General features: G+C 35.2%; 17 protein-coding genes. 9 read left to right on the top strand and 8 right to left on the bottom strand.

The window, feature by feature from the left end:
- Positions 1 to 40 precede the first annotated feature (40 nt).
- From ACFS6I_RS01525 to ACFS6I_RS01515, 3 genes are all read right to left on the bottom strand, one after another.
- Positions 41 to 442: a (deoxy)nucleoside triphosphate pyrophosphohydrolase gene (locus ACFS6I_RS01525; protein ID WP_380917675.1), complete on the bottom strand. Its 402-nt coding sequence runs from the start codon at positions 440 to 442 to the stop codon at positions 41 to 43.
- A 109-nt stretch (positions 443 to 551) separates the two neighbouring features.
- Entirely contained in the window at positions 552 to 1,028 is a 477-nt protein-coding gene (locus ACFS6I_RS01520; protein WP_380917673.1) for a hypothetical protein, read from the bottom strand.
- Positions 1,029 to 1,211: 183 nt separating this feature from the next.
- Positions 1,212 to 1,736 (bottom strand): GNAT family N-acetyltransferase, encoded by a 525-nt coding sequence (locus ACFS6I_RS01515; RefSeq protein WP_380917671.1) that lies wholly within the window; start codon positions 1,734 to 1,736, stop codon positions 1,212 to 1,214.
- Between the two features lie 728 nt (positions 1,737 to 2,464).
- On the opposite strand from ACFS6I_RS01515, the gene ACFS6I_RS01510 reads away from it, so the two are divergent.
- Positions 2,465 to 3,679 (top strand): hypothetical protein, encoded by a 1,215-nt coding sequence (locus ACFS6I_RS01510; RefSeq protein ID WP_380917669.1) that lies wholly within the window; start codon positions 2,465 to 2,467, stop codon positions 3,677 to 3,679.
- Entirely contained in the window at positions 3,660 to 4,772 is a 1,113-nt protein-coding gene (locus ACFS6I_RS01505) for a hypothetical protein (protein WP_380917667.1), read from the top strand. Before ACFS6I_RS01510 ends, ACFS6I_RS01505 begins: the two co-directional genes overlap by 20 nt.
- A gap of 215 nt (positions 4,773 to 4,987) precedes the next feature.
- Here ACFS6I_RS01505 and ACFS6I_RS01500 read toward each other — a convergent pair whose 3' ends face one another.
- On the bottom strand, positions 4,988 to 5,488 hold the full coding sequence (locus ACFS6I_RS01500; protein WP_380917665.1) for a protease: 501 nt from the start codon (positions 5,486 to 5,488) through the stop codon (positions 4,988 to 4,990).
- 87 nt (positions 5,489 to 5,575) lie between these two features.
- Positions 5,576 to 6,262 (bottom strand): hypothetical protein, encoded by a 687-nt coding sequence (locus ACFS6I_RS01495; RefSeq protein ID WP_380917663.1) that lies wholly within the window; start codon positions 6,260 to 6,262, stop codon positions 5,576 to 5,578.
- Positions 6,263 to 6,767: 505 nt separating this feature from the next.
- Here ACFS6I_RS01495 and ACFS6I_RS01490 point away from each other — a divergent pair.
- The 6 genes from ACFS6I_RS01490 (at position 6,768) to ACFS6I_RS01465 (ending at position 16,098) form a co-directional block, all read left to right on the top strand.
- Complete coding sequence (locus ACFS6I_RS01490; RefSeq protein WP_380917661.1) at positions 6,768 to 7,427, top strand: hypothetical protein; 660 nt, start codon at positions 6,768 to 6,770, stop codon at positions 7,425 to 7,427.
- An 85-nt stretch (positions 7,428 to 7,512) separates the two neighbouring features.
- Positions 7,513 to 8,835 (top strand): ABC1 kinase family protein, encoded by a 1,323-nt coding sequence (locus ACFS6I_RS01485; RefSeq protein WP_380917659.1) that lies wholly within the window; start codon positions 7,513 to 7,515, stop codon positions 8,833 to 8,835.
- Positions 8,836 to 9,742: 907 nt separating this feature from the next.
- Positions 9,743 to 12,694, top strand: a complete 2,952-nt coding sequence (locus ACFS6I_RS01480; protein ID WP_380917657.1) for an SAM-dependent methyltransferase — start codon at positions 9,743 to 9,745, stop codon at positions 12,692 to 12,694.
- Between the two features lies 1 nt (position 12,695).
- A complete protein-coding gene (locus ACFS6I_RS01475; RefSeq protein WP_380917655.1) occupies positions 12,696 to 13,922 on the top strand; it encodes a cytochrome P450 in 1,227 nt (408 codons plus the stop codon).
- Positions 13,923 to 14,349: 427 nt separating this feature from the next.
- Entirely contained in the window at positions 14,350 to 15,531 is a 1,182-nt protein-coding gene (locus tag ACFS6I_RS01470) for a hypothetical protein (RefSeq protein ID WP_380917653.1), read from the top strand.
- An 87-nt stretch (positions 15,532 to 15,618) separates the two neighbouring features.
- Positions 15,619 to 16,098 (top strand): hypothetical protein, encoded by a 480-nt coding sequence (locus ACFS6I_RS01465; protein ID WP_380917651.1) that lies wholly within the window; start codon positions 15,619 to 15,621, stop codon positions 16,096 to 16,098.
- Positions 16,099 to 16,372: 274 nt separating this feature from the next.
- Here the strand turns inward: ACFS6I_RS01465 and ACFS6I_RS01460 are convergent, their stop codons facing one another.
- Together ACFS6I_RS01460 and ACFS6I_RS01455 are read right to left on the bottom strand one after the other, a co-directional pair.
- Positions 16,373 to 17,482 carry a hypothetical protein gene (locus tag ACFS6I_RS01460; RefSeq protein ID WP_380917649.1) on the bottom strand — a complete coding sequence of 370 codons (1,110 nt, stop codon included), beginning with the start codon at positions 17,480 to 17,482 and terminating at the stop codon, positions 16,373 to 16,375.
- Entirely contained in the window at positions 17,479 to 18,042 is a 564-nt protein-coding gene (locus tag ACFS6I_RS01455; protein WP_380917647.1) for a hypothetical protein, read from the bottom strand. The genes ACFS6I_RS01460 and ACFS6I_RS01455 overlap by 4 nt, the downstream gene beginning before the upstream one ends.
- A gap of 495 nt (positions 18,043 to 18,537) precedes the next feature.
- Between ACFS6I_RS01455 and ACFS6I_RS01450 the strand changes: the two genes are divergently transcribed.
- On the top strand, positions 18,538 to 18,822 hold the full coding sequence (locus ACFS6I_RS01450) for a hypothetical protein (protein ID WP_380917645.1): 285 nt from the start codon (positions 18,538 to 18,540) through the stop codon (positions 18,820 to 18,822).
- Positions 18,823 to 19,155: 333 nt separating this feature from the next.
- Here ACFS6I_RS01450 and ACFS6I_RS01445 read toward each other — a convergent pair whose 3' ends face one another.
- Complete coding sequence (locus ACFS6I_RS01445; protein WP_380917643.1) at positions 19,156 to 19,857, bottom strand: hypothetical protein; 702 nt, start codon at positions 19,855 to 19,857, stop codon at positions 19,156 to 19,158.
- Between the last annotated feature and the right edge of the window lie 160 nt (positions 19,858 to 20,017).

The following is a 20,017-nucleotide window of genomic DNA, read 5'->3' as shown; positions in this document are numbered from 1 at the left end:
AATTTAAGTTCGCATACTTGGGCACGTCTTTAAGAATGAATTATTTAGATAGCTTATACGCTTCTATTAATGCTTCTGCGATAGGAACATCAGCAGAGGCTAGCGTCCATTTTAATAAATCTGGAACTTCGATCCATTCTATTTGATCATGATCCACCAATTTGATTACAGCATCTTCTGTTTCGCAGCGATAGGATATCAGTTCAATCGTCTTTTGATCGTATTGATAGATGACCGTTTTAAAATGATTTTTAACTGTCACCCTCAAATCTAGTTCTTCTTTAAGTTCTCTCGCTAAGCATTCCTCATAAGTTTCACCTTCTTCCAATTTTCCACCTGGAAACTCCCAGTATCCACCTAAAGATTTCTCGGGTTTTCGACGGCAAATCAAAATTTGTTGATCCTTTATAATAAGACCGCATAATACTTTAGTTATACCCATGAGTTTATTTATTATTACAATATTAATCTTCTTTTTTTACCTGTAATAGCATCATGTCTTTTTTATTTTCGAAATGATATTCCTTCGGAGTATAGCGATTTGCTAAATATTAGGGGTTGATCCACGTCCAAATCACAGCGCTAACCAAAAAGTAAACTGCAAATGCCGCAATAGCGACACCAATTGCTTTTAAATATTTAAGGCTTTTGCCGTCATCATTTCTTAGTAATTGTATATTATATATATAACCAACAGCTCCAATGAGACCGCCTAGCGCTCCACCACCAATAAATACGATTGAAAAGGGAAGTATAACCAGTACAGCTTCATACCATTTAAGTTTCTCTACGATATTATATTTATTATTATCGATTACCAATACAGGTACAATGTCAGGGTATGCAGGTTTAGCGTAGGCCTTCACGATCTCTCCATTGCTATCTGGTATTAGAAAGGGTTTTCCTTTTTCAGTTGATCGCTCAACAGCCACATTGTCTTTATATATAATCTGTTTACCCGTCCAAAAAGCAATATCAAGTTCAAAATTTGATTCAGGAAAGGCCGGTAATGTAAATTGATGTTTCATTAAATGTTATTATTAATATTTTAATTTTAGTGTCGTTCTCAGAATATTTATTGGGATCGACTGTTTTAGCTCTTCAGCCATTGCTATTTTTTTAACGATAATCTTTTCCTGACACAAAACGATAGAAGTTATGCTCAGTAAGCATCCAAGTAATTTGGTTGCTTTCATTATTTAGCGTAATCATTAATCGGTTGATAAAATGGCGTAACCATAATTATCAGACCAGCCCGATTTTAAGGGCAATAATTTTCGTGTGTGCGCTTCTCGCAACATTCCAACCTTTTCTAATACATGAATAGAACCCGTATTTGCCACAGCACAACCAGCTTCTATTCTATGAAGGTTTAAATCTTCAAAACCAAAAGCTATTATTCTTTTTAAACTTTCTGTTGCATAACCTTTATTCCAAAATCTGGGATCCAATTTGAACCAGACTTCCGCATTTTTATATTTCTCTTTACCTAAAGTAATACCGATTAACCCGATAAATTCATTCCCTTGTTTTAGTTCGATGGCAAATACATATCTTTTGTTTTCTAAAGTCCAGCCCGCAACAATTTCTTTTGTTTCATTCATATCTTTGGGAATTCCGAGCGTATTATATTCATCGGTTTCAGCTAAATTGTGTAAGTGGTGAATATTTTCTATATCTTTTTCTGAAATTGGTCTTAAATATAGTCTTTCAGTATTAAAATTTAATTCTGTCATTTTTGATATCTATTTTGTACTTCTAGCTGGACTATTTATTTAAATTATATTGCTCTTTATTGAACTTCTGCTTATGTAGATTATACTCAATTCGGGAAAGCATGATGTGAAGCTAGACTTAAAATAAAAAATGCTAATTTTTTACAGGTAAATATCAGCTTCATACCACCCCTTTATGGCATTTGCTACCGACTTCATATTATCTGATTCAGAGATAAATAATCCGCGATCTTTTAATTGTTGAACTTGCTCCTCTATCGTGAACGCTTTCTTTTCATACAAAGAATGTGGCTTAAAAAAAGGTCTATAAAGCAAAAGACACGCCCTGGGACGCTGTTCTTATGTGTAGCGTGGCGTGTACTGTTCGTTCAAAGGTAAACATCGATTCTCTATTTTACAAAAATAAAAGTTTAATGATGATAATTATCATGTATCTGCAATGAATAAATCTTTCATGATAGCTGTATAACCTTTAAAAAACAGTTTATTTCAGATGAAACCATCATGAGTTTTAAAAACCTGCAAATTGCAATGGATCAAATCACTCATGATAGCTGAATCACCTTTAAAAAACAATTTATTCAGATGAAACCTATGCGTTGTATCAAAGATGGAATGATTCACCTTTTTAAATAGTAGCTGAAACCGGGGATTTTTTGAAGGTTGTTCATACACTAACTTTGATTAGATATTTAAAAAGTAAACAACACGACAAAATAATTATATAGATGAACATCGAGGAGTTAGAAAATTTATTTTATTCAGGTGATCTTGCACTATGTATAGAAGAAGGAGAGCAGCATCTTAAAAATCATCCTGACGATACAGCGGTATTGTTTTTAATGGCCATTGCACATTACGATTATGTATACCCTGGTCACCCGGAGCTTGTCTATGACACGATGAATCAATTTACGGTTCCTTATCTTAAGAAAATTATAAGCCTTGAGCCCCAAAATTCAGAAGCATTACAGCATATACTAAGTTATGCATTGAATAACGATTATAATTTAGCTTATATTAATCTTTCCAAAAGACACATCACGTCCGAAAATAGGAACGATTATATCGGTTATGCACAGCGTTTAATTCAAGATCCTAACCATGCAACATCTGGTTATGATTTCTTAATTAGGATTTATGAATCTGTCGGAGAAAAAGCGGCTGTTTTGAAAACATTGGATGAAGCAATGGTTTTCTTTACCACATATTTTACAGCAGATAGAGAACAGCGGGATCAGTATAATGCGATCTTCCTGATGAAGAAGATTTATCTGCTACAGGAAAATAAATTAATACCTCCCGATCAAATCATTCAGGTTATAGCAGATCACATACAGCAATTTGCCAGCGATGATGATAGCGACTACCTGTATCTTGCAGAAATAGCTTTTGAAAATGCAGATATGGCCTTGACAAAGGCCATCTTATTGAAATTGATCAGAGGAATAAATAGTAAAGAGGACGTTTTGGATGGGCTGGTGAAATGGCATCAACGTTTTGATAAGCTCATTAAGAATGGACTTGTCGATGATGACGTGTTTTATTTCCAGTTAATCGTTGAGCGGAATCATTTTGAGAGGATGCATCTAAAGGCCGATTTTTATTATCATCACGCACTGAGGCTGTTGGAGACGCATTCCGATAAATTTTCGTTGTATCATTTTGCAGGCACCTATTTACATGAAGCAGCACGCCACGCAGAGGCATTACCACTGCTGAGCAAAGCCCTAGAAATTAAATCGGCATCCATAACCTGGAGACGCTATTTTATATCCAAATATTTAGTAACGGGAGCAATCGATCTGGAACTTCCAACATTTGAAGATTTGCCTCGGGACCTGTACAATGACGGCGTTGAACTTAGCGAATTTATTACGGAGGAAATTACAGATCAGGAAGATCTTGCGTTGTTTCAAGCAAATGTTATCGGGTCTTTATGAACAATCTTTTCATGCTTTCCAGGCATATTACGAAGAAGGTAGTTATGAAAGTGACTATCTCGGCAGCAGACACAATTGGGCCATGTGCTGCAATAACTATAGTATAGAACTTATTAAAAATGGATGTTATGGGACTGCAGCCAATGTGATCCATATTGGTCTGCAAAATAGTGAATTTGAGGAACTCCATCATACTTTATTAGATGCACTGATAAAACAAGAAAATTATGTCGATGCAAAAGCCGCGTTAACAAAATTCTTTCATACTTATACGGCAGAAGATTCCAACTTTTATTTATATCTAAAACACCAATCCGATTATTTAGTTGTCAAGAATGGCTTAGGGGAGACTGAAAATATTGCTGATGAAGCACAGGAATTGCTAATTAAAATCTATCAACACTATATCGAGAATCCTGATATTTCCGATTATGATTTTAGAGATTATGAAGCCGCGAAAAATACTGTTGAAGGACTGCTATACGATATTTATGACGACGAACCACATGATGTAAAGATCGCTTATTATACGCATATTATTGAGCAGTATCCGCATGAAGCACATGCGCCCTATGTGCTGATGCAAATTTACAATGAAGTAGAAGACTACAAAAATGTCAACCATACAGCTCGCCTATACTTAGGCAATAAGAAGGAATTTATTATTAATGCCTTTGATAAAGCAAAAACGTTGTATATGATTATGAAAAGTCATTATTTCATGGAGGAGTATTCAGCAGGAATTGACTTTTTTACAGCACATGATTCTTATTGTGAAGATGCATTTGACGCGCCGGAATATCTACAATGGTTGCTATATGGTATCAAATTATTTGCAGCTGACAATCAACTGGAACCCTTGCTTAGGTACTCCAATAAATTAAAGCATATTTATGAGACCGAAGATCGGGGATATGATGATACCTCCGAAGAAGTTCATCTGTTAGTGGCAAAAGCTTTGTATGTCAGTGGCGATTTGAAGCAAGCACATCAACATCTTGACATTGTATTGGGCTACAGTGATCATGTTGCTTTGGCAGATGAGTACAAAAAGAACTGGAAAAAACCAGGTTTATTCTCAAAATTATTTTAGTGATCATGTTGTTATCGTTTTTTTACTGAAGCTAATTACAAGACAAGCAGTGCTAAAAGTACTGCTTGTTTATGTTAAAATTGATGTATAGTCATCATGATTCAAAAATCCATCGATTGCCATATTATGAATTCGATCAAGAAATATGCTTTTGTGATTTAAAAGAGGGGCGTAGTATTATAAGTTTTGATCCTCACAATCGACATAGCCACGCATTACTTTCCATTTACTGTAATTTTCACTTCATTTACCTCTTGTAGACCACTCACACCTCCGCCAGTATATTTAACAGTATAATTTCCCGGTTTGATCGTATAGTTTTTTGCAAGGTTGTATACTGTACTGACGCAATCATGTGGTTGCACTAGAATATAGCTTTCCGCAGGAGGTGGCATCACCCTTCTTGCCATCGGACCAGTAAACTGCGCTTCTGTTCCCTGTTCATCGATAATCTCCATATATTTTCCTAACATCGGTTCAAAGGGTGTTTCCCATTTACAAAACCGCTGTACCGTATCTGAATGGTTGAACACCGAGAACGATAGTAGTACGGAATCTGTGGAAAAATTAGGGTCAATCGCCTGTAGTTGTGTCTCCAGAGAAATTAACGTTGACGTATCCTGTTTAACTTCAGCTGTGTCAGAAACATTTTTTTGATTTTGACAGCCCGTCATTAATATAGCTGCAAGAATTAAGAAAGAGAAGGGACGAATCATATGTATATATTTAATTTTGGGTAATTACTGACTAGCTGTTGATGGCTATGGATTTGACCGTTATATCTAAATAAAAGATATTTATGATCATTCCAAGCAATTTGCAGTAGATTTAAATCTGTATTTTGTCAATATGTGATACGGTTTTAATACAATTGCGGCAGATTGGCAATTAACATCTCGGTTAGGAACTGATTCTGGATCAGGATTAGTGGATGCTTTTGATCGTATTGTGAAATTTTTCTCCAAACATTTAACCGGCTTCTCCGCTATGAGATAAGTTCGATTTTCTTTGATGTTATCCTTCGTTGAGCCTTCTGGACCATCCTCAAAAGACCACGCAGTACTTGTACTGTAAGTGAAAAATAAAGTGCTGTCCTGTACAAAATAACGATCTACAGCCTCATAATGATCATATTCATTATATCTGTGGACAATTAGTCTAAGGTTACCATTTTTTGTAAAGTAACTCACCGTCCCATTTTTTTCATCTTTGCAAGAATATTTAAATGTTGTGGAATCCAATTGACCATCTTCTAGTTGTTTATTGACAGCTGCATAAGCCTTTTTTATAGCATCGATATTAAGAAGAGGTGTATGCTCTTCTGTTGATCTTGTGGGTGACAGTGTATCAGTATTATGAGTAGTTGTATCTGTTTTGCTTCTATCAGAATCTGCTCGATCTGTACATGCAGTAACAACACATGAAATGATCAGAGCTAGCAACATCTTCAGCGATGGAAAGATCTTAAGTATTTTACGAGTTTTCTGCATATTGACGGAGTATCTATTTATATCGATAAAGTGCTCAAATGATATTATAAGATTATAACAATCCTGATATGTAAATGTTCATCCCCCCTCAAGGATAGCTAAATAACAGACTTTGATATCGTATCTAAAGATATCCCGTTCAAACGTGTAGAAAGAGAACCTGGGCTATCTAGGGGAGAAATAACTTATCTGAAAAAGCTATTGGTCAATATTGGGCTAAACTGTTCATAAACCATAGGCAAAACTCATGAGATTCGATATAGAAACTTATAAAAACAAATAGATAAAATATACATTTGCGTAATCTAACCCATATTTGGGATCCGCTCATGTTCAGATAATGAGTAAACCTTTAAAATTCCAAAATCGGCCTTAAATTAGATTAAACCTATATTTTACCACTAGTCATTTATTGGTTCATTGATATAGTGTAAAATTACACCTTATTTTATTAAGTTGGTTTAAAATATAACTAAATTGTGTATGGTAAGATATAAATACAAAGATGGAAAAGGAAAATCAAATTACAGCAGATAAAATATTTGAATTGTACGGAGAGTACATTTTGAATCACGGTGAGCGGCCAAAAAATATTTACCGTTTTGCAAAGGACAATGATTTTGAAGAAAAAGACTTCTACGATTATTTTACAAGTTTCGAGCAGATTGAAAAATCAATGTTGGTCAATCTTTTTGAAAAGTCCGTAGCATTGGCGTCAGAAGTTAATATTTCTGATAAGATCACTTCGAAAGAAAAGCTTTTGAACGTATATTTTATCTTTTTTGAAAACATGACGATGAACCGTTCGTTGGTTTTGATGATTCTGGCGAATGATAAATTACATGTTGCAAAAATTTCAGATCAACTCAAAGAAGCGCATCGAAATTTCATCAAAACACTCGATTTTAACGATTGGAGCATAATTAAAGAAGCAAAGGATGACGTGAAAAATTTTCATGACAAGGCTAGAGAAGAAGCATTTTGGCTTCATTTGGTTTCTGCCATCGAGTTTTGGAAAAAAGATACCTCGCCATCATTTGAAAAAACAGATATTTTCATTGAAAAAACAATTGATACAGGTTTTGAATTGATGGATAATGAACCATTGCGAAAAGTAGTCGACCTCGGCAAGTTTCTATTCAAAGAGAAATTTAGAAAAAGTTAAATGACACATCTGCATTTAAAATCCGACTATTTTTCAATCGAAATGATGGAAATTCTTGACGTCTATTAGCAATGAAATTTTAAAAATGAAAACACTCCATAAAATACCGACAGGAAAGTTAGAAAGAACGAGCAGTTTGCTGAAAGCAGGCGCCAAAGTTGGCGTTAATTACATCAAATATTACGGAAATAAAATTACAAAAGATAAAGATGAGGACGAAGCTCGAAAAACTTTAAATGAAGATAATGCGACCGATATTTACGACTCTTTAAAAGAATTGAAAGGTTCTGCTTTGAAAGTTGCTCAGATGCTGAGCATGGAAAAAAATATTCTTCCGCAAGCCTATGTAGAGAAATTTTCTTTATCTCAATTTTCTGTTCCGCCACTTTCCGGAGCTTTAGTAAAAAAAACTTTCAGAAAATATTTTGGAAAAAATCCAGAAGACCTATTTGATGAGTTTACAGATGAATCTGTTAATGCGGCCAGCATCGGACAAGTTCATAAAGCCAAGAAAGATGGTCAAGATTTTGCAGTCAAAATTCAATATCCGGGCGTGAGAGAAAATATTTCAAGCGATCTGAAAATGGTAAAACCGATTGCGATGAAGATGTTTAACATCAAAAAGGAAGGTTCGGAATCGTATTTTCAGGAAGTGGAAAATAAATTAATTGAGGAGACAGATTATGATCTCGAGCTGAAAAGAAGTCAGGAAATTTCTGAAAAATGTGCTCATCTTCCGAATCTCGCTTTTCCTACATATTATCCAGAATTTTCCTGCGAAAGAATCATCACGATGGATTGGATGAATGGAAAGCATTTCTCAGAGTTTACAAAACAAGGCAATTCTCAGGATGATTTGAACAAGATCGGACAGACACTTTGGGATTTTTATATGTACCAGATGCATGTTCTGAAGCAGGTGCACGCTGATCCGCATCCCGGAAATTTTTTGGTTTCGGCAGATAAAAAGTTGCTTGTCATTGACTTTGGTTGCATCAAGGAAATTCCGAATGACTTTTACAAACCTTACTTTGAATTGGCTGAACGTAAGAATCTGGATAACCCTAAATTTTACAAAGAAAAATTATACGAGCTTGAGATCCTGAGTGATCAGGATTCAGCAGAGGAACAGGAGTTTTTTACTAAATTATTCTACGAATTGTTGGAATTATTTACAAGACCTTTCAATGTCGTGAATTTTGATTTTTCTGATGAAACTTTCTTTCAGGAAATTGCAGATTTAGGTCAGCGGTATGCGAAACTGAGCAATATAAAAGGGATGAACACCAATAGAGGTTCGAAACATTTTATTTATCTGAACCGTACATTTTTTGGATTGTACAATATGATGCACGATCTGAAAGCACAAAATATCGTCATCAATCACTATAAAAATTTTAAACAATAAATGCCTGCCAACTTAGCTTCGAAGATTTGTGAAGTGTGCGGATTACGCTTCAATTGACGGAAAAAATGGAAGAAAAATTGGCGAGACGTAATCTCCGCTTTTATTGCGGTAAATAATAGCTGTAATTACCGCAAATACTTTAGAAGCGATGGCAGTCTATGTACACGGACGCCATAATAGAACAGATTTCTAATGGGAAGACCAGAAGATACTTAATTTATTAAGCGAAGTTCGATATCTGTAAGGAAATCTTATTCGAAAAGTAAAGTTGCAAGGATTCGAATGAACTGACTATAAGATATATCACCTTTTATCAATCTCGTGAAAAGCCATTCTGCCAAGAATGGCTTTTATTTGTTAAATATCATAATAGTATGCAATTATGTAAGAGCCTGTTCTCAATTGAGCTTCAATGGCCGAACAGCACAATAGATTAATTTTGGTTAGGTTAAAAATATCAGCTAAAATAAAACTTGTTGAATTCTAGTTGTAACCGAATTGTTACTTAATTATTTTTTTAAATATACTATATGTTAATTATTGATGATTTTTTTCATTTCTTTTTTTGATTTTACTGTTTTTTTTATTTGATATATCTTTTTAAGAATATTAATGATTATTGAATTATTAGATTTTTTATAAGTTATTTTATTGTTTTTCAGGAAAGGTAAAAATAATTAAAAAAAAAGTCAAACATTTATTTAATTATACTTGTTGTCTGTCTGTTTAAATCGCGAATATTCCTGTAACTTCTTCTTTATTAGTTTTATGTCTTTTTTGTTATTGTGATTTTTTATTTGTGATGATAGGTGTTTTATCAAAATATCCTTACCTAATGCTTTAATGTTGCTTGTTACTGAAGTTTCTTAATATAATAAATAGTTTTAAAATAATTAAAATAACTTTTATGGAAAATGAAATGAATCCCAACGGAGCATCTATTGAAAACAAAGGTCGTATTGTCTTTGTAGGTACAGGGCTCAAAGCAATTTCACACATGACACTTGAGTCAATTGCAGAAATTAAATCTGCAGATCGCGTATTTTATCATGCGGCAGATGGAGTAACAGCGGCCTACATTCGGTCGTTAAACAAACATTGTCACGATCTTTATCAGTATTATGGAATCGGAAAAAACAGGAATGAAACTTATCTGCAGATGGCCGAAGTTATGCTGGCAGCGGTGCGGAAAGGACAATCCGTTTGTGGCGTTTATTATGGTCATCCAGGTGTTTTTGTAAAAGCCGTCCGGCGCGTGCTTTACCAGAGTCGTCAGGAGGGGTACGAAGGTTTATTGTATCCAGGAATTACGACTATGGATTATATCTTTGCAGAATTGGAAGTTGATCCATCCCGAAATGGCTGTCAGATACTTGATGCAACAGATTACTATATCAGAAAACGCAGATTGAATACAGATGGTCAGGTTATTATGTTGCAGATTGGCGCTTTTGCAGACGGTAAGTTTGATTTCAAAGGTTATGAACGTAAAAATTTCAATTTACTGGTTAATACGCTTTTAGCAGATTACGGAGGAGATAATGCATGTGTACTCTTTCGCGGTTCAAATTTTCCGGGAATCCCTTCGTCAAAAGTTAAACTCAAACTTTCTGATCTTTTGGATCCCGAAGTGCAACGTAAACACGTAACAGGTATTACCACCTTATACATTCCACCGCAAACATTGTTAGGTGCCGACGAAGAACGTGTACAAACATCTGGATATGGCAAAGCTGGTGCTCAAGTTATAATAGGTCCTACCTCTTGGGAAATAGATAATAATAGTAAAACTAAGAAAATAGCTGAAAATCTAAATAACCACCAACTTCCTGAAGGATATATATTACGTCGTGCAAGCGCACCCTTATTAAAACTCATGCATGATTTAGCTACCGATGTAACAGTTTTAAAATCATTGAAGTACGATCCTAAGAAATTAGTTAAATCCTATTCGCTGAGCAAAGAGGAGGCGCGTGCCGTCTTATCGGGCTCTACCAGTCGTGTGTCACATGTTTCTCTGGCAGACTCTGTAAGTCAGGGCGGAGCTAATTCTTTCTTAAACAGTTTATTGGAAAATGGTACAACTTTACAGTTATTTTCTACTTATAATACTGTAATTGCAAATAATGGTACAGCAGAACAAGCAGATGCCGCAGTCCAGAATTTCATCAACACATCTGGTTTTACAGGCGTAACTACTGCTCAGGTTGACAGTGCAATCTTAACGGTAACCGGGGGAGATTACGCTGCATTTAATACTGTAAGTTCAGATATACCCACTGTTAATTATCCACCCTTTGGTACCAATCCATCCATTCTGTATGGGACTTATCAAACATTCGACTCCAGTAATAACCCCAGTTTACTTATCAAAATATTCAATAATAAGTCAAATTATCAGATACAGCTGGCATTGCCCAATAGCGGTAAACTTATTGTAATTCCCGATACCGATGTCGCTTTCAATAATGTGACAGGAGTATTTATCATATCACCTTCCGACACATTTCCATATAACGGTAGGCTGACATTTAAATCTTGTTATGTAAATAATGGCGGAACAGAAACACTGAATTTTGATGTTGAAGTTTCGTTGACTCCGTTATCTCAAGGGAGCAACATCACTTCTAGCGGACGGCGTAATGTATATTCTTCGAAAGCTGCCCTGCAGCCGGCTACAGTAGATAGTCCCACTTTATGGGCAGGTGATTATAGCTGTAATCTGGGAGATGGTACAACACCAAGTACACTGACCATATCATCAGATGGCTCGACAATTACCTTTCAAGGCACTACGGTACAGGCGACTTTTAATCCTTTCTATAGTTACTTTAGCTGTGTAATTGGAAACCAGACCTTGGTTATCAATATGCAGTGGACTTACTTCTCTATTTATGCAGATAATACCTTTACAGGTCAAAACTTCTTTGGTTATATCTATCCAACATCGGGCACTAAGCCTGCAAGTCCAAACATCCATGGCAATTACGGAGTTACACCACCGCCAACACCTTCGCCGCAACAGCAAAGTGGAGAAACTTGGGAGAAAGCGGGAATCTCTATCGGCATTGCAGTTGCTGGTATGATAATTTTTGAATGTATTAAGAAAGCGGTAGGGGCAGGATTTAACGCCGCCAGCAGTGCAATTAGAAATTATAGACAACAGGCTGATGATCTTGAAAATAATGAGAATAATGATCCTGTTAATGAAGAGAATGCAGATCAATTCAATGATCAGGATGATCCGCAGGGAGATGATGATAATAACGACGATAACAACGATGATAACAATGATGATAACAACGACGACAATAATGATGATAACAACGATGACAATAATGACGACAATAACGATGACAACAATGATGACAGCAGTTGTTTCTTAACTACAGCAGTTGTCAAAAGTTTAGGTATGTCGGATGATAGTGAACCTCTTATGCTCGCTAGGTTTATACGTGACGAGAAAATGAGTAGCACAAAAGAAAAAGCCGCCGTTCAGCTTTATTATCTGGTGGCACCACGTATTGTTGAGCGTTCATCAGATTCAGAATGGCATCAGTTCTGGTCCGATTATTTGCGTCAGATTACCGCGTTGATAAAACTGAAAGAATTCAGTTTGGCAAAAGAGTTATATACCTTTGCTACAGCAGAACTGATTAATAAAAAAGTAACCACTTTTAAAGATGTTGAACTCGTCAATGCAGTATATTCATACGGTCTGGGATCTTTCTCAAAGATTAAGCTTCCATATGCACTTCGATTCCTTATCCTTAAAATAAGTCTCAAGATTGGTTTATTCTATAATTCGATTCGTCTATGGTTTTTGAAACGTCGGGTTGATGAAAAAATAAACTTGTAGTATGTTAAAGTTCAATCTATTTAAATGGCAGGGTAGTGGCAAAGTCTACACCCTGCCATGGCTTAGGAATCGTCTGGAGTATTCTTCAGATCCGCAACGAATAGGGGAATATGCAAAAACATCCTTTACACGTTCGCGGTTTGTGATGAAAATGCTGACAGAATTTCACCTCAGTAAAAATTCCATTGTGGTGAGTGAAGATGATCACGCCATGTGGCTCAAGAGGATATCCCGTGCACACATGCCTGCCGATGAGGCAATCCCATTGATAGCACATGACCTCATGGATCATGTATTTCCCACTTTCGAATCTCATCAGGAGCAACAGAGCTTCCAGGTCACCGATAAGCTCGTGCGCGAAATATATCGCATCATGCTCGACAAAATGTTAAAGGTAAACGTACTGAAACCACTGGATGATTATATTGAAACCACCAAATTTCCACATGGATCACGACCCATGGTGCTTGAGGGGCTGATGTATTCGCTAAGGCTTCATATGCCATTCATGCGTCCCGTACGGTATTTTTTAGATTGCTTATTTTTCAAAAAGTCACTGTATATGAAGCGCGTTTCTTCCAAATTAGAACAGATGGTATATGACTTTAGCATTCCTAGACCAAATTCATGGTTCTCGACGCTTGTTGAATTGAAAGAGTCTGGTAAAATTACGAGGTTGCAATTCAGGGGTGAGATTACCAGTATGCTGGTTTCATCGTTTAGTCTGGCATCAGCAATGGGATATGCTTTGTTATGTTTAGCTGCGAGGCCTCAATACCAGAGAAAAATCCAAGAAGATCCGGGTTTTGCAAAATATTTTGTGATGGAGGTTTTACGTCTTTATCCTCCTTTTCGTCAATTTGGCTATCAGCAGTCAGATGTTACGCAAGGTAATGATAAAGCTGGAGGTGTTTCTCACGAATTTATGATTCCGATATTTGAGTTGCACCGTAACAGTGATATATGGGAAAATCCTAAAAAATTCTATCCTGAGCGTTTTTTGCAGCCCGAAGTCGCCAAAGGTTTTAAATATATGCCATTTGGTATGGGAAAAAGAAGCTGTCCAGGAAGAAACTTTTCCATGATATTGCTTACGCAAGCACTTCAATATGTCTGTTCAGATAAAAGTCCTATTCATATCATCAAACGTGATACCCTACCACGGGGCGGAAGCGGTCGTCTCTTGTCATTCGCAATCGAAGATACAATTTCGTATCGAATGAAATAAAGAGGTCAAATTTAGAATCGGCACAATATGTAGTTAGTATTGTGCCGATTTTAGTGGTAGGTTAGTTATTAATTCTTTAGAAAAAGTACATCATATTTACCAGTATATTTTCATTTTTCAAATGTTTTACCGATTTCATATGGACTTTTTACTTGCAGTCTTATTATCCCGCTAGCCATCCATCCCCCCACCGATATCCAAAAGTTTATCTGTGATCTGATCGTCTAAAATAACAAAAGAGAGAAGGGTATTTTCGCAAATGTGGTGATCATTTTTTGATAGATATAGCATCATCAACTTATTAATGTTATTTTAGGAGGAGATTAATGATAGACCATTATGCAATTAACCAACAAGATATTATTTAGCCCTTATTTGATTGCTCGTGCTGTATAGCAAACATCGGACAAACAATAACATGTTTTCAATGAACAGATATATCCTAGTTTTTATTATAGTTCTATCTGGATTACAGGTCTTTTCCCAGTCCACATACTCCAATACTCCTGACAGTGCCGCGTTATACCCGAAAAAATATGGGACATTCAAAGATTACGCATTTTTGCTTAATGGAAAGCTTATCAAGCGAAAGGCTTTACTTAATAATCCAGAAGCTAAGCTGAATAATGTTTTCTCGAACAGCATTACGCTGGAAGGTAAACGTTATGCCGGAGCCGTATATTTTCATACGGAAGAGCGGTATGCTCCTCATGTCCGATATGCCGATCAACCGGCCTATTTCATTAATGGCAGACAGGTTAGTCCTTATCAGATCCGGTTGATCAAGTTGGAACTCTATAAGCGGATCTCGAAGTCAGCACAGGATACAACGATAAATGGTAGCCTTTACCGGGGTTCTATACATGTAGATACCGATGAAGATTTTTTTGCAGACCGTATTGCCTTGCCCGATCTTATTGAAAAGTATACCGGTTTAAAACCTGAACTGGTCACCGTTCGTTGGCTCGGTTCTCAAAACCTATATAATAGTGAAAATGATACGGGTACGATAATCCGAAGTAATTTTCCACTGTATTCATTCAAAATCGGTAATTTATCCGTTGAGAAAATAGAGGTAGATCGTGTCCACTTCGCTCAGGGTAAGCGGTATGTCGTTCATCTTAGTGACTACAGTTATAAATGGAGTAAATCTAAAGCTGCATTATTCTTTGAAGAGCCTTTGGCTCTTGATACGGTATTTCCCTGTTATGTTTCGGACTATGATATGCAAGAATATAGTATTTTTACTCGCGCAGAAATTGATCCGATAGTCTATCATGGTCTAAATTTTTACCTAAAGAAATTATCATCGACAATGGAACTTCTTGCAGTTAAACCGAGTACGGCTACACAGACTGATTCGATTACCGTTCAGTTTATCGTGATGAAGAATGGTATGATTACCGCTCTAAGCAGTGTCGAATCAGATAAACCTGGTCATGGAGACATTCTATCTGCTATAAAAAAAAATGCCTGTGTCTGGTCTCCGGCCATAATGGGCGGTAGACCTGTTTTTTGTCATAAAAAAATGGCGATCTTCTATAGTATAGATAATAAGGGAAATATTCAATCTTTAGATCGTGTTGAATACCGTTATGATCATCATTAACCAGCATGTTAGGGAAGGAGTGATGATCGTTAATGAATTGGCATATGAATATTTAGTCTATGTTTCATCAAAATACATAACAAATTAATGGAATTAATAGAAATAAAGGATCTTTTTGAGATGGATTGTGGTTCGCCATCGCCAATACTATTGTCAAACGATAATGAGTTGTTGATTACTTTTTCTGTAGATAAACAAAGTTTATCTGCCATTCCACAAGAGCGGAATACTATTGATGATACGAGTGTTTGTGTCTTGAAATTTAACATGTATTTAAAGTATTCATTTGGGATTCCTGGAGATGAAACCATACATGGACATCCGTATAGTAAATTGGGTATGGAGTCTTACTCATTTTATGAACTTAAAAACTCTGATTTAATTAAATCACTGCAGGATATAGATCAAGTACATCCACAGTATAATCCTAAAAAATGGAAAATGTATAAACATTATATATTAACCTTTCACGATAACATGTTTGAATGTATAGCCCAATGTTTTGATATTAGAGAAGAAAATACATCACTTTATAATCAAGCTGCCAAAATGCTTAATCAATTATAATTAAAGCATCTTTGTATATGAAAAATATAAAATATCAAGCGTCGACTTTTGGTAATATTATTTTCTTAAAAATGAAAACCTAGAAGTAAATCTAGGTTTTCATCCTTCTTATATATTTCCTCTCAATGTAACTGTTTTTATTGTGTATTTAGAAGTTTCCAACACAATGTTTCTTTGGGTTTAACTCGAACAAATGAATTAAATCTAATTGAATTTTGTATACTTAAAAATTCAATTATAATTGATTATCAGTAATTTATTTATTTATATTGAGTTATTCTCCGTAATCTATTTCTGTACCTGAATTTGGAGGAATAGCATAGGAAGCATTGAGGTAACTTGTTCCACAACTGTTGGTATAAGTAAGTGAAACACTAAAATTATTGCTAACCTTATTTGATGGATTTGCATTTGGTCTAACAATGACAGTCTGGCTATATTTTCCTGAAACAATTACTCCGCCCACAACCGACCAAGTATAGGTACCACCTGTAACATCATCAGCATAAATTTCAGCGTTTGCACCACCAGGCATAGAATTTCCTCCATTATAAACAATTTTTGCATATGCACCAACACGTATCTTTTTTGTATAAGATTTCGAACCATTTGTTGATTTAAGTGTTACATCTCCACCTAGGCCATTGTTCGTTACCTTCCATTGGTTGTTACCCAAAGGAGTAAGTGTAGCTATGCCAACCGCATTTTCAAGGGTGACCGTTCCCGGATTGATTAAGGTATAAGTTGCTTCGGAACATAAATTATCCGGTCCTATAAATGTTGTAGTTGTAAATATATCTGCTTTTATACTTAGACCCCAAGATGAACATGTTGAATTTTTACCTCGTACCGAAATCCACTTCGGTCCATCATTCGTAATATTCAAATTGAAACTTGGTAACGTTGTAGTATAGTTGGTTGCGGTTCCTTCTGAAAATACTGTCCACATATATGAACTTGCAGGAAAAAATGAATTCTTGATTTGAGCAGTATAGGTTTTGACTCCCCTAAATCCGCCCGGAATCTCTCTGTCGCCGACGATATTAAATTCTGATACAGCATTTACTTCTATAGGTAGATCATAGAATGTAGAAGTACCACATGATCCATCAGATTTTCGAGGGTTATATATAACGCGAATTTTCCATCTCCCATTTCCTACAATCCCTTCATTCCATCTTACCTTAACGCTATTAGATGTTTGTTGCATAACCACTCCATCTATAAGAGACCAGCTTAGATTTCCATCACAAGACGCGCCATTAAAAAAATATTCATATGTCTCACCTGGGCACGGTTTTTTTTCTCCCAATATTACATCTTGTGCTTTGAGGGAACTAAAAAGAATGGCTAGCATTGCCGTTATTACTAATTTAATTTTCATTTTTCGATCAATTTAGTTGTCCATTCTTCAAATTCATCATCTTTTGCATTATAAGAGAAAATCTTCTTCATATAGATCTTCCCATATTCTTTTACCGTAATCTCTTTGGTACTGTATGCTCGTTTCCCTTTTTCCACATCTTCATTCAGAATTACGGCTACCACGTATTTTCCAGGAATTAAGTCTTGAAAAGTAACACCTATTCCTTTGTATACAAAATTTGTTGTAACTTCTGTTTTTGTTATTTCATCTGTTATTATGCCTTTTAATGCTTTGTCAATATCTTTTATAACTAACTTTCTGTTCTCACTTGGCCAAACCATGATATAAGAATGTTCGTTCCAAACGAAAAATTTTTGCCATTGGTTATACATAACTTTACTCGCAGAAACCATAACTACAGACATTTTATCTGGAGTTCCTAGGAATGGGTCTTCTGGTTCCTGATAAATACTATCCGTAACTACCTGCTCTTCTTCAACGAGAGGGTCGGTTATATTTTTTGCACAACCAAACATGAGGGCAATCATGATGGCGAATAAAAAAAAGTAATTTTTCATTTAATGAAATTTAAGTTTTAAATAAACATTGTGAATTAATATAGTTTTGTTTAAAAAAAGGTCAGACATAAAATTACAGATAGTACTGATATTATTTTATTCATATCAAGAATTGGTCTCGTTTTTAGCTATAATAATGGCTCTGTCTTTTAATTATGTATTATAATTAGTTGTCTAAAGATAATAATAAATTCTTATTAAGGAGAATTTATTTAAATTAATGTTTATTTATCTTTAGGTGCTTGATTTATCTTGAATAGATTGGTATTTTTTTTTCAGGAGTTATTTTTGTTGTGTATTTTTAAGAATTGCATTGTTTAAGTTTTACATGTTTCCTACATTTTGCGTTATAGAAACACGGTTTGAATATAAAAAATACATGAATCGTTAATAATTGCAATGGTAATAGGGTAGTAATCTTAATGACTTTCACTTCATACCGTAAATATTAACCATATTTGTCATTCAAAATAATAAACCAGATTTATAAATAATATGAATGAAAATTTAGCAAATGAGAACCTGTCATTGGACTATCCGATAGCAGATCAAAAGCTGATCACTGCAAAACAATTTACAATACTTAATATTGCTACAGGTGGAGTATATGCACTTTGGTGGGTATACAAAGAATGGCGCTTTATCGAAGAGAAAGACAATCTTCATCTTCAGCCTGCAGGACGTACTATTTTCTCCGTTTTCTTCATTTATTCACTTTTTACAAGAATATTGGATTACGCCAAATCGTTTGGTTACAACAAGAGCTATAATCCAGTTTAACTTTTAGTGTTGTATATATTTTTTAACTTGACATCCCTTATATCCATATTATCTTGCGTGTTTTCCTTAGTATGGATTTTCTTGATGATACCACCTTTTCAAGCATCCAATCATGCAAAACTTCAAGATAGCCGGTTCAAAAGTGAGTACCGATCATCTTTCTCAACAAAACAGATTATACTTATAATTATAGGCATTGTTTGTTGGTATAGCGTTATTACAGGATTAATATTTGGAGATCTGAATCAGCTAGATTTGTATTAATCTCTAATTATAAAGGATCTACATCAAGTTCTTAAAATCTTTAATCATCTTCTTAAAAAATAGCACATGCTAATCCAAAATCGAAATAGCTTTTAAAGTCTTTGGTCGATTATCCGTTAGCAACAGCTTGCTGATCGAATCTAGCTTGTACATGCTGACAGGAGAAAAGCTAAATGGACTAACATAGTATATTCCCTCGTTATCGTAAGATTTCTTGTTCTGACGGTTTAAAGGATTATCACTGTTAGAGACTTTTACTAGACCCGATTTTTCCAGTTTGTAGACCGCATGTTTCAACTTACTGGCATTGCCCAGTTGCGCTGCAATATCTTTTCTTTCCCGTAATGTTTTGCTCCATTCTACACTATCACCATCTAGTCGGTGCTGTAACCTGGGTGTTATTTCCCACCAACCACCAATAGAATAATTATCTTGATGTGCAACAACTAAGCTGTCCCCGGTTACCTCTTCTTGCATACTATACTTTGTTTGTCTAAGGTAAAATAGGGTATCTTGTTTATTTCTTACTTCAATACAAGAATACATAACATAGTCGTCTAAAAATGACAGGTTTTTAAAAAGGTTATAAACGATCACTGAGCTATCTTTATTTGACCAATCTGCTTGTTTACCCTTTTCCCAATCTTTGATTTCACTGTGTTGTACTTGATAATATTTATTTTCATCTCTAGAGCAACTATAATAAACCATAGTCCCCAGAACTATGAAACACAAAATACTTTTCCAATTCCAAAATTTCTTTTTTTTCATTTCGTGTTTCATTTCGTAGCCAAGATAAACAATTGTTATGTACTGCTAATGGTAACAAATCGAATATCTAGCATGGCATAGGAGAGGGTGTTTAAAGATGTGTAGATCGTCGTGCTAAGACATCCTAAAAAGAAAGAATCCCAAATTGGTTAATAACGGG

The sequence above is a fragment of the Sphingobacterium anhuiense genome (genome assembly GCF_042686355.1).
GTDB lineage: Bacteria > Bacteroidota > Bacteroidia > Sphingobacteriales > Sphingobacteriaceae > Sphingobacterium > Sphingobacterium anhuiense.
This window is presented reverse-complemented; position numbering and strand designations above follow the sequence as displayed.

What these genes read in the sequence shown, in the direction of transcription:
- ACFS6I_RS01495 (WP_380917663.1), bottom strand. Translation starts at nt 6,262, where the DNA reads ATGCAGAAAACTCGTAAAATACTTAAGATCTTTCCATCGCTGAAGATG.
- ACFS6I_RS01465 (WP_380917651.1), top strand. Translation starts at nt 15,619, where the DNA reads ATGGAATTAATAGAAATAAAGGATCTTTTTGAGATGGATTGTGGTTCG.
- ACFS6I_RS01525 (WP_380917675.1), bottom strand. Translation starts at nt 442, where the DNA reads ATGGGTATAACTAAAGTATTATGCGGTCTTATTATAAAGGATCAACAA.
- ACFS6I_RS01510 (WP_380917669.1), top strand. Translation starts at nt 2,465, where the DNA reads ATGAACATCGAGGAGTTAGAAAATTTATTTTATTCAGGTGATCTTGCA.
- ACFS6I_RS01480 (WP_380917657.1), top strand. Translation starts at nt 9,743, where the DNA reads ATGGAAAATGAAATGAATCCCAACGGAGCATCTATTGAAAACAAAGGT.
- ACFS6I_RS01485 (WP_380917659.1), top strand. Translation starts at nt 7,513, where the DNA reads ATGAAAACACTCCATAAAATACCGACAGGAAAGTTAGAAAGAACGAGC.
- ACFS6I_RS01520 (WP_380917673.1), bottom strand. Translation starts at nt 1,028, where the DNA reads ATGAAACATCAATTTACATTACCGGCCTTTCCTGAATCAAATTTTGAA.
- ACFS6I_RS01515 (WP_380917671.1), bottom strand. Translation starts at nt 1,736, where the DNA reads ATGACAGAATTAAATTTTAATACTGAAAGACTATATTTAAGACCAATT.
- ACFS6I_RS01445 (WP_380917643.1), bottom strand. Translation starts at nt 19,857, where the DNA reads ATGAAAAAAAAGAAATTTTGGAATTGGAAAAGTATTTTGTGTTTCATA.
- ACFS6I_RS01460 (WP_380917649.1), bottom strand. Translation starts at nt 17,482, where the DNA reads ATGAAAATTAAATTAGTAATAACGGCAATGCTAGCCATTCTTTTTAGT.
- ACFS6I_RS01470 (WP_380917653.1), top strand. Translation starts at nt 14,350, where the DNA reads ATGAACAGATATATCCTAGTTTTTATTATAGTTCTATCTGGATTACAG.
- ACFS6I_RS01500 (WP_380917665.1), bottom strand. Translation starts at nt 5,488, where the DNA reads ATGATTCGTCCCTTCTCTTTCTTAATTCTTGCAGCTATATTAATGACG.
- ACFS6I_RS01455 (WP_380917647.1), bottom strand. Translation starts at nt 18,042, where the DNA reads ATGAAAAATTACTTTTTTTTATTCGCCATCATGATTGCCCTCATGTTT.
- ACFS6I_RS01505 (WP_380917667.1), top strand. Translation starts at nt 3,660, where the DNA reads ATGTTATCGGGTCTTTATGAACAATCTTTTCATGCTTTCCAGGCATAT.
- ACFS6I_RS01490 (WP_380917661.1), top strand. Translation starts at nt 6,768, where the DNA reads ATGGAAAAGGAAAATCAAATTACAGCAGATAAAATATTTGAATTGTAC.
- ACFS6I_RS01450 (WP_380917645.1), top strand. Translation starts at nt 18,538, where the DNA reads ATGAATGAAAATTTAGCAAATGAGAACCTGTCATTGGACTATCCGATA.
- ACFS6I_RS01475 (WP_380917655.1), top strand. Translation starts at nt 12,696, where the DNA reads ATGTTAAAGTTCAATCTATTTAAATGGCAGGGTAGTGGCAAAGTCTAC.